The following is a 13,453-nucleotide window of genomic DNA, read 5'->3' on the forward strand; positions in this document are numbered from 1 at the left end:
GAGTCATCCCTGCTGCATCCGGTGCAACTGGGCGTAGCGACTGTCCGGCGTGGCCAGCAGCTGCGCAGGGTTGCCTTGCTCGACCAGCCGCCCGCGTTCCAGGACGATGATGCGATCGGCATTGCGCACGGTCGATAGGCGATGGGCGATGATCAGCACGGTGCGGCCGGCGCAGATCTGGCGCATGTTGGCCTGGATCAGCCGTTCGGACTCGTAGTCCAGTGCGCTGGTGGCCTCATCGAAGATCAGGATGCGGGGATTGCGCAGCAGGGCGCGGGCGATGGCCACGCGTTGGCGCTGGCCGCCGGACAACGAAGCACCTTGCTCACCGACCACGGTGTCGTAGCCTTCGGGAAGGTCGAGGATGAAGTCATGTGCGCCGGCAAGTCGTGCCGCGTGGATGACGGTATCCAGTGATGCACCAGGGTCGGCCAGCGCGATGTTGTCGCGGATGCTGCGGTGGAACAGCATGTTTTCCTGGAGGACCACGCCCATCTGACGGCGCAGCGAGCTGGCCTCGGTCAAGGCCAGGTCAATGCCATCGACGGTGATGCGCCCCTGTTCCGGGACATGCAGGCGTTGCAGCAGGCGCGCCAGGGTGCTCTTGCCCGAGCCGGAGCTGCCGACGATGCCGATCACCTCGCCGGGGGCGACCTGCAGGCTGAAGCCCTGCAATGCGGCTGGACCATCGGGACGGTAGCGGAAATGCACCTGATGGAACTCAACGCCGCCACGCAGGGCCGGCAGCACGTTGCGCCCGGTCGCCGCCGATTCGGTCGGTGTGTCGAGGATGTCCCCCAACCGTTGCATCGACAGACGGGTCTGCTGGAAGTTCGGCCAGAGCTGCGCTAACCGCATGACCGGCTGGGCGATGCGCCCGGCGAGCATGTTGAAGGCGATCAGTTGGCCGACGGACAGATGGCCATCAATGACCTGTCGAGCGCCCAGCCACAGGGTCAGGACGGTCACCAGCTTGCCGATCAGGCCGGCCGATTCGTTGGCCAGGGTCGACAGCACCTGGGTCCGGAAGCTGGCGCCTACGTAGGCCGCCAGCTGCGTGTCCCAGCGGCGCCTGGCCTGGGGTTCGACGGCCAGTGCCTTGAGCGTGGTGATGCCGGTCAGGGATTCGACCAGGAACGCCTGGTTCTCCGCGCCGCGACCAAAGGTTTCATGCAGCTGCGTGCGCAGCAGCGGCGTGATGGTCAGCGCCAGCAGCAGGTAGAGTGGCAGTGATCCGATGACGACGAGCGTCAGGACAGGGCTGTACATCAACATGACCGCCAGGAAGACCGCACAGAACAGCACATCGATCACCAGGGTGATGCTGCTGCCGGTGAGGAAGCTGCGGATGTTCTCCAGCTCGCGCACCCGTGCCACCGAGTCACCGACCCGGCGTGCCTGGAAGTAGGCCAGCGGCAGATGGACGAGGTGCCGGTACAGGCGTGAGCCCAGCGTGACATCAATGCGGCTGGCGGTGTGCGCCGAGACATAGCCGCGCAGCCCGCTGAGCACGCTTTCGAACACCACCACCGCGAGCAGGCCGAACATCAGCACGTTGAGGGTGGACAGGCCCTGGTGCGCGAGCACCTTGTCCATCACCACCTGGAAGAACAGCGGTGTTATCAGCGCGAAGACCTGCAGGAACAGGCTGGCGGCAAGCACTTCGAGCAGGATGCCGCGGTGCCTGTGCAGGGCAGGCAGGAACCAACGCAGGCCGAAGCGCTGCGTGACTCGGCCGTTGGCACCCCGGGGTTGCAGCAGGATCAAGGTGCCAGACCAGTACGTCCGCAGGGCTGCCAGTGACATCACCTCCGGCTGCTCGGCGCCCGGGCGCTGGATCAGTACCTTGTCCTCGTCGGCGCGGGCGAGGATGAAGCATCCATGCCGGGTATCCATGCCGATCGCCGGAAGCGGCATGCGCGACAATCGTTCGACGGATGCTGTGAGTCGCCGGGTGCGCAGTCCCAGGGCGCGGGCAGCCTGCAGCAAGGCAGGCATGTCCAGCGGCGTATCTCCTTCGCCGAAGTCGTGGCGCAGCTGCTCGGCGTTTGAGGGGATCTGGTGAAACCTCGCCAGCGTCACCAGGCAGGCCAGGCCACTGTCGGACGGTGGAGCGGGGTGCGGCGGGGTCACATTGCCTTCCTGTCAGACGCATCATGGAGTTGCGCGGCTGCACGGTGGTGCGACGGACGCAGGGTCCGTGACACGACGGCTGTCGCGCATGTGATGCTGCCTTCCATGGATAAAGCGGCCGGGCAATACCCGGCCATGGGAAGTGTCTGGACTACGGTTGAACAGTGATCGTCGTCGATGCGGTGGTCAGGCCCAGGCGGCGGCCAACACCGGTGCCAACGCCTGCTGCTGGTTCGCCGGAAGCGTGGTCTGGCCCAGGGGAGGGGGCGAGAACGCGGCCATGCCCTGCACCAGCCGGTCGATGCCGGCGATGTCGAGTACACGTCCGGCGGAATCCTGCACCCGGTCAAGGATGGCGTCCTTTTGGATGAAATAGTTGGAAACAGTGACGGCGTCGGAGGTGCCGATGATCCGGACGGAGAGGTTGTTGGTGCCGCGGACACGTTCGAACCAGAGCTGGTTGGCGGCGATGTTCTTCTGGAAACGGAGCGTATCCACATCACCGGGATCGAACTCACCGGGCATGAGGGTGTCCCTGCCATCGCCGCGATTGAAGATGAAGGTGTCGCTGCCGCGTCCTCCATACAGCACGTCATTGCCCTTGCCGCCGATGAGGGTGTCATTTCCGTCATAACCCATCAGGCAGTCCTTGACCGAGGTTCCGGTCAGGGTGTTGTTCAGGACATTGCCGGTCAGGCTGCGAGCCGAACCCGTGTCGACCAGATGGAAGTTCTCGACATTGGCGTACTTCCGGGTGTCGTTGTTGTTGATCGAGAGGTAGATGGTATCTACGCCGCCATTCACATCTTCGACGACAACATCATTGATGTTGTCCACGTAGTAGACGTCATTGCCGGCACCGCCGATCATGCGGTCCGCACCGGTGCCGCCATCCAGGATGTCGTTGCCGGCGCCGCCGACCAGCAGATCGTTGCCGTCATGCCCATACAGGGTGTCATTGCCGTCACCGCCATGCAGCGCGTTGTTGGCGGCATTGCCGTGGATCAGGTCGTTGCCGCGCGTACCGATCGCATTCTCAATGACGGTGCCATAGGCGATACCGATGCAGTCCTTGCCCGTATACAAATGGGGCGAGCTGACGCCGGCGGGCGTGGCATAGGTGATGGAGCTGTAACTGCCTTCGGCAAGGTTGATCTGCGCGCCCAGCGAGTATGCGGAAAGGTCCAGCGTGTCGGTGCCGCCGCCATCCCATAGCGTGGTGTAGAAGCCGGTATCGGGGCTGAAGGCATAGACCGTGTCGGTATTGTTGTGCGTCATGTTGGCGCCGTACAGATACTGCAATGCGGCGATGTCGTAGATGCCAAGGCTGTCGGTGCTGGCTTGGCCGATGTAGTTGCCGGCGGCATCTGCCATCATGGTTGGCTGACCACTGGTATAAGACATGACGGTCTGCAGCGTGGTGAACCCAGGAACGTGCAGGCCGGTGATGTGTCCGGGATGATCGAGTCCGAGCACATGGCCCATTTCATGCAGGGTGAAGCCCATGTTGTAGCCGGCATACCACGAAACCCAGACATCACCGCCCCAGGCGTGGCTGTAGGGGCCATAGGCCCAGCCACCCGCACCGTACTCGCCGAGGGGGGCGGCATATGCATTGAAACGGATCACCGCCTCTCCCTCGGTACGTTCATCCACATACTGGAAGTTGATGTCCAGGATGCTGCTGTAGACCGCCATCGCCTGGTTGATGACCGCGATGTCGGCGGCGTCATCAATCGCGCGGAAGTAGGGCAGCTCGCCGCGGATGCCGTAGGGGTCGCTGGAGAAGACCGCATCGGCCTGGGTGATGGTCCAGGTAATGGTGCGGCTCGCGTCCAGGCTCCACTGACGGTAGGAAATGAGCGTGTCGATAGCGTTGATGCCGGATGCGACGGTCTTCTCGATGCCGAGGGACATGGCGGATCTCCTTGCGTGATATGCGCCTTCATCGCGCCCCGCAGGCGCAGGGCGGGATGAGGGCCTGCGGATTGCCGGCGACCTGCATGCCCGGGTGTCGGGTCACGATGATGTGGGCATGGGGCATCCGGTACAGGTGAGGCCACCGACGGGGCGGCGCCACGACTTCCATGGAATGCCTGCGGGCATGCCAATGCCATGAGAAACGTCTGGAATGGCCTGTCCCGGGACGATGATGTTGCGCTTCTGCTCACCGGGATGCAGGCAGCGACGGTACTCGCCCAACGGTACCGCGTGGCATCAACCTGCGTGCAGCGTGCGGGCCAGTCCCAGCCGCAGCAGTCGTGCGTTGAGTCGGTCGCCGAGTGTGCCGGGCGTGCCCAATCCCATCCGCTGCAGGTACATCGCATCGTTGTCGCCGGTGGCCTGGGCCATCGCTGCCATGACGGTGCGCAGCTTGGCCAACGGCGTGGCGGTGTTGGCCTTGAGCCAGGTCAATGCGCGCAGCAGGTCCTGTTCGATGGCGGTGAAATCGCTGCCCAACGGATAGTCCGGCAGGCTACCATCGGCGCGGAACGGCGCCAGCACCGCGGCGAAGGTATCGCCACGATTGCGCCGCCACGATGGCGGCGCGGTGAAGTCCGTGGCCAGCTTGCCGCTGGCCTTGGCCTGTTCGAGCAGTGCGGGTTGGAACGCCGCATCCGTGATGCCTGCCATGGCGATCACGCAGTCTTCGTCGGTGCGATGGCGGAGGTCGGCGATGCCGTACTCGTTGACGAACACGTCGCGCAGATGACGTGGGATGGTGGTGTGCCCATAGTTCCAGCGCACGTTGGAGGCCGGCTTCCCGGCCTCCTCGCGGACGGCGCGGAACATCAGCACGCTGCGCGCGTCCGGCAGCGCGTGGGCCATCGCCACGAAGTTGTACTGGCCGCCCACGCCGGATACCACGCGGCCGTCCTCCAGCGCGTCGGACACTGCTGCCCCCAGGGCGGTGGCCATCATGCAGGAGTTGAAGAAGCGCGCGTCGCGGCGCTGCAGCTGTTCCAGTGCCTCATTGCCGCCATAGAGCTGGTTGATCTCACTGATGCGGCGCATGCCGATCGCCCGGCACTCCTCTTCGGGCAGGTACCGAAGCCAGTCGTAGAACTCCGGCGAGCCGAGGTAGAAGGCACCGTGCAGGTACTCGCCTTCCGCCGCGAGGGTCGCATGGTCGGCGGTGTAGGCGCTGCCATTGGCCAGGCGCTGCATCAATGTCAGGTCCTCATGCACCTTGCGCCGGATCACGCCACGTTGCACCAGTACGCGGAAGCCCTCGTTGAGCATCTCGCTGCAGCCATACAGACCGACCTCGAACGGTTCCAGGCCTCCGGCTTCGCGTACCAGCGGGTGCGTGGCCAGTGACGGGTCCAGTGCGTTGATGATGGCCCGGTAGCGTGCGTTGTCGGTATGCCGCAGGACCAGTGCATGGCTGAGCGCGTCGGCCAGGGTGCCAATGCCGATCTGCAGGGTGCCGCCGTCGCGCACCAGGGCACTGGCGTACAGGCCGATGGCGTAGTCGGCATCGCTCACCGGTTGTCGTGGCAACCCGAACAGTTGCGGATACGGCCCCGGCGGGACCACCACCAGGTCGAAGAAGTCCGGGGCCACCGTGGCGCTGCCGCCCAGCCAGGGCAGTTGCGGGTCCACTTCGGCGATGAGCAGGGGGCGCGGCAGGCCGCGACGGGCGATGGCGTCCAGCGTGTCCTGGGTGATGTCGTTGTTGCAGGACAGCGACAGCCGCCGGTTGCCTTCGCGGAAGGCCACCTTCTGCACGATGACATGCGGTGCGCGCTGTGCCACCGCATCGGCGGCATGGGTGTAGTTGAGGCTGGTGTAGCCGCACTGGGCCTGCCGCGAACCGAGCAGGGCGCCGGACTGCATGTAGAACTCCTCTACCTGCACATGGGCGGGCAGGGCGTCGCGGCCGATCGCGTCGGCGTAGGCCAGGCGCGGGAAATCCGTGCCGAAGTGGCGCTCGACGAACGGGCGCATGAAGCGCGCCTCCAGCCCATCGCCCTTGGCCATCGGCGGATTCAACGACAACGCGGTGTACAGCTGCAGCGGGCGCGCTGCATCGTTCTCGATGCGCGCATAGAGCTGGTTGAGCAGGCGATGTGGTTTGCCCAATGCCAGCGGTGCGGCGATGCGCAGGGGGCCGTCGACACGGGCCAGCAGCCAGTCGACGGCAGCATCCAGATCGGTCAGGTGTTGCGGCATGGGCACGGTTCCTGCGAAGTCGGCTGCATTACAGCACGCAGGGCCTGAATCCCCCTGTGGACGCTTGACAGGGGATTCGTTTACTCGTGTAATCGCATAAAATTTACAGGCGTAAACGATGATCCGGATCAGCGAGGCCGAAGCAGTGGTGATGCAGGTGCTGTGGGGTGACCACCCGCTCTCGGCAGATGAGGTGATGGCGCGCCTGCCCGGTGGCAACGACTGGGCCGAAGCCACGGTGAAGACACTGCTCAACCGCCTGCTCAACAAGGGCGCCATCGCCGCCGAGAAAGAGGGGCGGCGTTACCTGTACTCGCCGCTGGTGCAGCGCGATGCATGGGTGCTGGAAGAAAGCCGCAGCCTGATCGATCGCCTGTTCGATGGTCGCGTCGCGCCGCTGGTCGCGCATTTCAGCCAGCACCGCAAGCTCAGCACCGAGGACGTGGCCGAACTGCGCCGCCTGCTGGAGGAGTTGGACGATGAACAGCGTTGAGCTGCTGCAGGTGCTGCTGAAGACCACGCTGTCCAGCAGCGCGGCGATGCTGCTGGTGCTGGCATTGCGCGGACCGGTGCGCCGCTGGCTCGGGGCCAGCGCGGCGTATCTGCTGTGGCTGGCGGTGCCGGTGGCGTTGGGGGCGGTGCTGCTGCCTGCGCCGCAGGTCGTGGCAACGCCGATGCTGCCAGCGGCGATGGTGGGGCCGGTCACCCAGGTGCTGGCGGTGCCGGCCCAGGCGGCGCTTGGTCCGGTTGCGTGGTTGCTCGCGTGGGCCGCCGGTGCGCTGTGCATGGCGGCCGGGCTGTGGGTGCAGCAGCGGCGCTTCCTGCGTGGGCTTGGGCCGGTCGAGCGCCGCGGTGACGGCCTGTGGCAGGCGCAGGGGGCCATCGGCCTGCCGGCGGCGATGGGCGTGCTGCGGCCGCGCATCGTGCTGCCGGCGGACTTCGAGCGCCGTTACGAGCGGTTTGAACAGCAGCTGGTGGTCCGCCATGAGCAGGTGCACCTGCGCCGCGGCGACATCCTCATCAACGCATTGTGGGCCGCGCTGCGCTGCCTGTACTGGTTCAACCCGCTGTTGCCACTGGCGGTGCGGCGCTGCCGCGAGGACCAGGAGTTTTCCTGCGACGAGCGCGTCATCGCCGGCAGCCGTGGCGCACGGCGCAGCTATGGCAACGCCATGCTGAAAACCGGGCTGGCGTTGTCCCCGTTGCCTGTGGGTTGCCATTGGCACGACCACCATCCATTGAAGGAGCGCATTGCCATGCTGAAGCGACCTGTACCCGGAAAGAAGCAATGGGCGACGATGCTGGTGGTATCGGCACTGTTGTCCTCGGGCCTGGGGTACGCGGCATGGGCGGCACAGCCGGCGCGCAGCACGGAGGCGGCGCCGCTGTCGTTGTATGGCGTGGTGGTGACCGCCACGCTCGATGGCACGCGGCAGACCTTTGAACTGCGCCAGCCACTGGGACAGCCGTTCTCATTCCGCATGACCTCGGAGAAGGGCGTGGGTTGGATCGGTGAATTCACCCTGCAACCGGAGGGGAAGTTGCTGCGCCTGAGCGGGAGCCTGAAGGCCGATGGCGTGCTGGTGTCCTCGCCGATGCTGTTGATGAACGCCGAGGTGCCCGTTGGCATCCAGGTCTCCACGCCGGACGGCCGTTCGGTATGGGCGCTGGAAATGCGCGCTTCTCCGGTGGCGAGGGCCAGGGATGCCGAGGTGGTGGTGATCAGCAAGCAGCAGGCGCCGCCCTCCTATCCGCTGGAAGCGATGCATCAGGGCATCAGTGGCAAGGTCGTGCTGGAGATCGAGGTGGCGGCCGATGGCAAGGCCACGGACGTCACGGTGGTGCAGTCGCAACCGCAAGGCGTATTCGATGCGGCCTCGATCGCCGCCGCTCGGCAATGGCGCTTCACCCCGGCGCGCCGGGACGGGCTGGCGGTTGCCGGCAAGGTGCGCGTGCCGATCTGGTTTGACCTCGACGAAGAGGTGACCCACACCGACGACGCGACGGAGGGCTGAGCATGCGCGGGGGGAGAGGTGCCGTACTGGCGCTGGTGCTGTCCGGCTGTGCTGGCCACGCGGTCGTCCAGGAACGTGAAGCGTCGAGCTACAGCGTCGACCGGCGGCTGCTGGTACCGGAAAGCGGCGCGGCAGGTGGGTCGGTCAATGCCTATACGCTGGCGGCGAGCGAGGGCTTCCGCATGCCCCGGCCGGTGCAGGTGCCGTCGCCGCAGCTGCCGCAGCAACCGTCGCTGCCGGCCACCACGGTGTGCGTGCAGGTGATCCTGGATGCCACTGGACAGGTGCAGCGCAGTGAGCCATTGCTGGGCCATTCGGCCTGCGCGGCGGGTGCCGATCCCGCCAACCAGAGGTTGTTGCAAGCGGCCCAGGCCGCCACTGCGCAGTGGACGTTCGTGCCGGCGGCACGGTGCCATTTTCCTGCCGGTGTATCGCCGCGTGCGGCGGATGATTGCAGCGGCGCGACGCGCATCGAGGAAGTGCCGGTGACGTTGGCCTATGCCTTCACCTTTGAGGTGATCGAAGGCAGGACGGTGGTGCGCAGCCAGTCGGGCGTGCGCTGAGGCGATGCTCCCGGCGGCGGGCGGCCGCCGGGGAACGGGCACTGGTGATCAGTTCCTGTCGAGCAGGTCGTTCAACAGGGCCGCCAGGCGTTCGCCGGCCAGGCGGACCTGCGCTTCGGCCACGGGGCGCCAGGTGGCGGCGTACTCCTCGCCGACCTTGCGGGTGTCCGGGTACACGCCCTTGCGGGTGGCCAGCCTGCAGGACTGCTCGGCCCAGCGCGTGGCATCGCGCTGCAGTTGCGGGCGCCCGACGTCACGCGGGGCGGGCAGGGCTTCAAGCCGTTCCAGGAACTGGTCGTCGTTCAACTGCAGCGGGTAGAACATGCCGCTGTCCCACACCGAATGCAGGTTGGTGCCGCGTCCGTTGAACTGCAACTGGTAGGTGTTGCCACCGCGGTCATGGCCGTAGCCGGCATGCATGGGCTGGTGCACGTCGCCGGCCAGGTGCACGACGAACTTCAGCGCCTGCAGGCGCTCGGCGTCGGACTTGCTCGGGTCGGCCAGGATCTGCGCCTGCGCCTTGAGTGCTTCGACCACGCAGTTGCCGTTCGGGCAGTGCTTGGGCGGGTCGTAGTCGCAGCCTTCCTCGGCCATGTTGATGTAGTGCCAGCCGGCCGAGCGGCGGCCCAGGCCGGGGTCCTGCGAACGCAGGTCATCGGCCCACGGGGCGATGCTGGACAGCGTGGCGCCGGGTTCGGTGGCCAGCAGGCGATCCACCTCGGCCCTGGCCTGCGGGTCCAGGCGGGTTTCGGCCACGCGCGCGACCAGTCGATGGCCTTGTGCGCCCCATGCAAGGGCGTGGCCGGGCAGCAGGGCGGTGAAGGCGACAGCCAGGAGGGAAACGGAGAGTCGGTACGGCTTGTTCATCGGCGCATTCTAGCGGCAGCCGATGGCCGGGCAGCATGCCGTTCATGGCAGAACGCCCTCCCGGCGAGGCCGGGAGGGCGTGGGTACGGCAGGTTCCGGCGTGGCTCAGAACTTGAAGACGTAGGCCATGCCGTAGACCAGCGGGTCGACCTTGGCGGTCCCCAGCGTGTTGCCGTTGACCTTGACCTTGGAGTCGATGTCGGCCCAGCGCAGGTCCACGCGCAGCGCGCCCTTCTCGCTCAACGCGAAGTCCAGGCCCGCGTGCGCGGCCAGGCCCCAGGAGTCCTCCAGCTTCAGCTTGGTGCCGGCCAGGGCACCCTTGCTGTCGGTGCTGAAGAACTTGGTGTAGTTCACGCCCAGGCCGACGAACGGGGTGACCTTGCTGCTGTTGGCGAAGTGGTACTGCAGCGAGACGACCGGCGGCAGCTGCTTGGTCTCGCCGACCTTGCCGACGCCGTCGATGCTGATTTCGTGCTTGAACGGCAGGGCGCCCAGCACTTCGATGCCCACGTTGTCGGCGACGAAGTACTCGAAGGTGACGGTCGGGCGGACGCTGCTGTCGACCTTGGTCGGCAGGGCGCCCAGGCCCAGGGCGGCGCCGTTGAGGTCACCGGCATCGGACTTCGGGTCGACGGCGTGCACGCCGACGCCCAGCGTCCAGTCACCCTTGGACTGGGCCATGGCGGGAGCGGCGGCCAGGGCCATGGCGGCGGCCAGGCCGGAGAGCAACAGGGCGGAGGTCTTGCGCATGTTGTAATTCCGTTACGTGGTGGAGGTGGCGCCAGTGTCCGGGGCGCACCGCCGAGGCGCTTTGATCCTGATCAAACAGCCGTTTGCACTCAGCTGGCGGTCATCTGGCCGCGCTCCCCGCAGCGCCACGGCCGGGGGGCCGCACCTGTTAGAATGGCGGCCCCTTTCAACCCCCGCCGCAACGGGCTTGCGGCTGCAGGAGCTTGTGAACATGGCAATCAAGGTCGGCATCAACGGTTTCGGTCGCATCGGGCGCAACGTGCTGCGTTCGGCAGTGCTGAACTTCGGCAACGACATCGAGATCGTGGCCATCAACGATCTGCTCGAGCCGGATTACCTGGCCTACATGCTCAAGTACGACTCGGTGCATGGCCGTTTCAAGGCTGACGTTGCGGTCGACGGCAAGGACCTGCTGGTCAACGGCAAGAAGATCCGCCTGACCCAGGAACGCGATCCGTCCAACCTGAAGTGGGACGAAGTCGGCGTCGATGTCGTCATCGAATCCACCGGCCTGTTCCTGGACAAGGTCAGCGCGCAGAAGCACATTGATGCGGGCGCCAAGAAGGTGATCCTGTCGGCCCCGTCCAAGGACGATACGCCGATGTTCGTGTTCGGCGTCAACGACAAGACCTACGCCGGCCAGGCCATCATCTCCAACGCCTCGTGCACCACCAACTGCCTGGCCCCGCTGGCCAAGGTCATCAACGACAAGTGGGGCATCAAGCGCGGCCTGATGACCACCGTGCATGCGGCTACCGCCACCCAGAAGACCGTTGACGGCCCGTCCAACAAGGACTGGCGCGGCGGCCGCGGCATCCTGGAAAACATCATTCCGTCCTCCACCGGTGCAGCCAAGGCTGTCGGCGTGGTGATTCCGGAACTGAACAAGAAGCTCACCGGCATGAGCTTCCGTGTGCCGACCTCGGACGTGTCGGTGGTCGATCTGACCGTCGAGCTGGAAAAGGAAGCCACCTACGCCGAAATCTGCGCCGAAGTGAAGGCACAGAGCGAAGGCGCGCTGAAGGGCATCCTGGGCTACACCGAAGACAAGGTGGTCGCCACCGATTTCCGTGGCGAGACCCACACCTCGGTGTTCGACGCCGACGCCGGCATCGCGCTGGATTCCACCTTCGTCAAGCTGGTCAGCTGGTACGACAACGAGTGGGGCTACTCCAACAAGTGCCTGGAAATGGTGCGCGTGGTTGCTGCCTGACCGGCACGCTGCGTGGATGCGGAAAGGGCGCCTTGAGGGCGCCCTTTCTTTTTGCCGTCGATCAATGGTCGCCGTCGCGGGGAATGCACCGTGCCGGCCCGGGCGAGGGTGCCTTGCTGCCGGGATCAGGCGGTCGGTGGTGTATCGATGGTGTCGCTGCCGGGGTACCTGGCAAAGCGTCCCTGTCCAGCCGGATGTACCGGGCCGTAGCTGGGCCACGGCCAGCCGCCGAACTGGGTGCGCCCATAGTCGCGGCGGGCCTGTTCGATCTCCTCGGCGGTGTTCATCACGAACGGGCCATAAGCCGCTACCGGTTCACCGATCGGTACGCCCTGCAGCAGCAGGATCCGGACCTGTTCGGTACCGGTGTTGTGCAGGGGCAGCGTGGCATCGGCGGCGACTTCCAGCAGGCGGGGGCTGGCCACGGGGCTGCCATCCACCTCCAGCTGCTGGCCGCCGTGCACATACAGCGTGCGCCGGGTGCCGGTGCCGGTCGCGGCTGGCAGGGTCAAGGTCGCTCCCGGCTGCAGCAGGATCTGCCAGATGGCGACGTCGGCGTCCGGGTTGGCAGCCCAGGAGTTGCGCGCCGGCGCCAGCGGCACGATGGCGGCCTGCGCCGACTCCTGCGGCTGGTAGCGGCCAGCCACGACCTTGACCGCCGCACCTTCATGGCGGTACCACGGGATCTGTTCGCCCCACAGCATCACGAACTCCGGGTCGGTCATCTTGTTGCGCGGCGGCAGGTTCAACCAGATCTGGTAGAGGTCCAGCGGGTTGGGTTGCCCGCGCTCGCGCAGCGGGAACATCTCCGAGTGCTGCACGCCGCGGCCGGTGGTGAGCCACTGCACGTCGCCGTCGCCATAGCGCGCGGTGGCACCGAGCGAGTCGGCGTGGTCGACCAGCCCCTGCGGCACCATGGTGACGGTCTCGAAGCCGCGATGCGGGTGGGCCGGGAAACCGGGCACGGTGACGCCGTGGTACATGCTCCAGCCGTCCTTGCCACTGAAGTCCTGGCCCAGTTCACGCCCGCCGAGCTGGCGCATGTCCACGCCCTGCTCGGCGGTGGCCGCAGGGTAGTGATCCAGGTGGTGCATGCAGAACAGGAACGGGTCGGTGCCGGGCCAGGGCCGGCCGAGCGGCTCGTTGCGGAGGATCAGGTCGGACATGGGAACTCCTTTACGCGGATGCGGGACGCGGGGCCCGGCGTACTTGGCGGCCGAGCCATCGGCATGGTCTATTGATGGGGCGCACGGTTCGGCGGCACAAGGAGGCACGTTGATGGCAGCTACTCACACCGGTGATACCGTGCGCGGTCGCGAGCAGGGGGCGGCGTACTGCCAACAGATGCGCCTGCTGCTGGAACGGGTCGGTGAGCGCTGGAGCCTGCTGGCGGTGATCGCCCTGCGGGCGCAGGCGCTGCGTTTCAACGCATTGCGCCGCGAGCTGCAGGGCATCTCGCCGCGGATGCTGGCGCGTACCTTGAAGGCGCTGGAACGCGATGGCCTGGTCAGCCGCACGGTGCATCCCACCGTGCCGCCGCAGGTGGACTACGCCTTGACCGCCCTGGGGCGTTCACTGTTGCAGCCGGTGGATGCGCTGCTGCACTGGGCCGATGAACACCGGGAGACGATGGATGCGGCGCGCTGCGACTTCGATGCCCGGGAGGCGGTGGCTGCGGCGACCTGAGGGATGTTATCTGCGCGTGAAGTGGTCGCGTGACGGCTTGCGTTTCCCAA

11 protein-coding genes are annotated in these 13,453 nt (G+C 66.4%); 5 read left to right on the forward strand and 6 right to left on the reverse strand.

Annotated features, from left to right (window positions below):
* Nucleotides 1–3: 3 nt before the first annotated feature.
* From ACIPR8_RS02830 to ACIPR8_RS02840, 3 genes are all read right to left on the reverse strand, one after another.
* Nucleotides 4–2,133, reverse strand: coding sequence for a type I secretion system permease/ATPase (locus ACIPR8_RS02830; protein WP_446540091.1), 2,130 nt, complete (start codon nucleotides 2,131–2,133; stop codon nucleotides 4–6).
* A 186-nt stretch (nucleotides 2,134–2,319) separates the two neighbouring features.
* On the reverse strand, nucleotides 2,320–4,050 hold the full coding sequence (locus tag ACIPR8_RS02835) for a M10 family metallopeptidase C-terminal domain-containing protein (RefSeq protein WP_446540092.1): 1,731 nt from the start codon (nucleotides 4,048–4,050) through the stop codon (nucleotides 2,320–2,322).
* Nucleotides 4,051–4,350: 300 nt separating this feature from the next.
* The gene (locus ACIPR8_RS02840; RefSeq protein ID WP_446540093.1) at nucleotides 4,351–6,309 is read right to left on the reverse strand and encodes an acetyl-CoA hydrolase/transferase C-terminal domain-containing protein; all 1,959 of its coding nucleotides are present in this window, start codon (nucleotides 6,307–6,309) and stop codon (nucleotides 4,351–4,353) included.
* A gap of 121 nt (nucleotides 6,310–6,430) precedes the next feature.
* Between ACIPR8_RS02840 and ACIPR8_RS02845 the strand changes: the two genes are divergently transcribed.
* The 3 genes from ACIPR8_RS02845 to ACIPR8_RS02855 are packed head-to-tail and all read left to right on the forward strand — an operon-like array spanning nucleotide 6,431 to nucleotide 8,887.
* Complete coding sequence (locus ACIPR8_RS02845; RefSeq protein WP_446540621.1) at nucleotides 6,431–6,802, forward strand: BlaI/MecI/CopY family transcriptional regulator; 372 nt, start codon at nucleotides 6,431–6,433, stop codon at nucleotides 6,800–6,802.
* Nucleotides 6,789–8,324 carry a TonB family protein gene (locus ACIPR8_RS02850; protein WP_446540094.1) on the forward strand — a complete coding sequence of 512 codons (1,536 nt, stop codon included), beginning with the start codon at nucleotides 6,789–6,791 and terminating at the stop codon, nucleotides 8,322–8,324. The genes ACIPR8_RS02845 and ACIPR8_RS02850 overlap by 14 nt, the downstream gene beginning before the upstream one ends.
* 2 nt (nucleotides 8,325–8,326) lie before the next feature.
* Nucleotides 8,327–8,887 carry a hypothetical protein gene (locus ACIPR8_RS02855; RefSeq protein WP_446540095.1) on the forward strand — a complete coding sequence of 187 codons (561 nt, stop codon included), beginning with the start codon at nucleotides 8,327–8,329 and terminating at the stop codon, nucleotides 8,885–8,887.
* Nucleotides 8,888–8,935: 48 nt separating this feature from the next.
* Here the strand turns inward: ACIPR8_RS02855 and ACIPR8_RS02860 are convergent, their stop codons facing one another.
* The gene (locus tag ACIPR8_RS02860; RefSeq protein WP_446540096.1) at nucleotides 8,936–9,754 is read right to left on the reverse strand and encodes a S1/P1 nuclease; all 819 of its coding nucleotides are present in this window, start codon (nucleotides 9,752–9,754) and stop codon (nucleotides 8,936–8,938) included.
* 105 nt (nucleotides 9,755–9,859) lie between these two features.
* Entirely contained in the window at nucleotides 9,860–10,504 is a 645-nt protein-coding gene (locus ACIPR8_RS02865) for an OmpW/AlkL family protein (RefSeq protein ID WP_132865437.1), read from the reverse strand.
* A 211-nt stretch (nucleotides 10,505–10,715) separates the two neighbouring features.
* Here ACIPR8_RS02865 and gap point away from each other — a divergent pair, with 211 nt between their 5' ends.
* The gene (gene gap / locus ACIPR8_RS02870) at nucleotides 10,716–11,717 is read left to right on the forward strand and encodes a type I glyceraldehyde-3-phosphate dehydrogenase (protein ID WP_192287497.1); all 1,002 of its coding nucleotides are present in this window, start codon (nucleotides 10,716–10,718) and stop codon (nucleotides 11,715–11,717) included.
* 125 nt (nucleotides 11,718–11,842) lie between these two features.
* Here the strand turns inward: gap and ACIPR8_RS02875 are convergent, their stop codons facing one another.
* Nucleotides 11,843–12,883: a pirin family protein gene (locus ACIPR8_RS02875; protein ID WP_446540097.1), complete on the reverse strand. Its 1,041-nt coding sequence runs from the start codon at nucleotides 12,881–12,883 to the stop codon at nucleotides 11,843–11,845.
* Between the two features lie 112 nt (nucleotides 12,884–12,995).
* Between ACIPR8_RS02875 and ACIPR8_RS02880 the strand changes: the two genes are divergently transcribed.
* Entirely contained in the window at nucleotides 12,996–13,403 is a 408-nt protein-coding gene (locus ACIPR8_RS02880; RefSeq protein WP_446540098.1) for a winged helix-turn-helix transcriptional regulator, read from the forward strand.
* The last annotated feature ends 50 nt before the right edge of the window (nucleotides 13,404–13,453 follow it).

Source organism: Stenotrophomonas sp. LARHCG68, assembly GCF_052871705.1.

Coding starts and splice junctions, on each gene's coding strand:
- ACIPR8_RS02835 (WP_446540092.1), bottom strand. CDS start 4,050: ATGTCCCTCGGCATCGAGAAGACCGTCGCATCCGGCATCAACGCTATC.
- ACIPR8_RS02860 (WP_446540096.1), bottom strand. CDS start 9,754: ATGAACAAGCCGTACCGACTCTCCGTTTCCCTCCTGGCTGTCGCCTTC.
- ACIPR8_RS02875 (WP_446540097.1), bottom strand. CDS start 12,883: ATGTCCGACCTGATCCTCCGCAACGAGCCGCTCGGCCGGCCCTGGCCC.
- ACIPR8_RS02880 (WP_446540098.1), top strand. CDS start 12,996: ATGGCAGCTACTCACACCGGTGATACCGTGCGCGGTCGCGAGCAGGGG.
- ACIPR8_RS02865 (WP_132865437.1), bottom strand. CDS start 10,504: ATGCGCAAGACCTCCGCCCTGTTGCTCTCCGGCCTGGCCGCCGCCATG.
- ACIPR8_RS02855 (WP_446540095.1), top strand. CDS start 8,327: ATGCGCGGGGGGAGAGGTGCCGTACTGGCGCTGGTGCTGTCCGGCTGT.
- ACIPR8_RS02850 (WP_446540094.1), top strand. CDS start 6,789: ATGAACAGCGTTGAGCTGCTGCAGGTGCTGCTGAAGACCACGCTGTCC.
- ACIPR8_RS02840 (WP_446540093.1), bottom strand. CDS start 6,309: ATGCCGCAACACCTGACCGATCTGGATGCTGCCGTCGACTGGCTGCTG.
- gap (WP_192287497.1), top strand. CDS start 10,716: ATGGCAATCAAGGTCGGCATCAACGGTTTCGGTCGCATCGGGCGCAAC.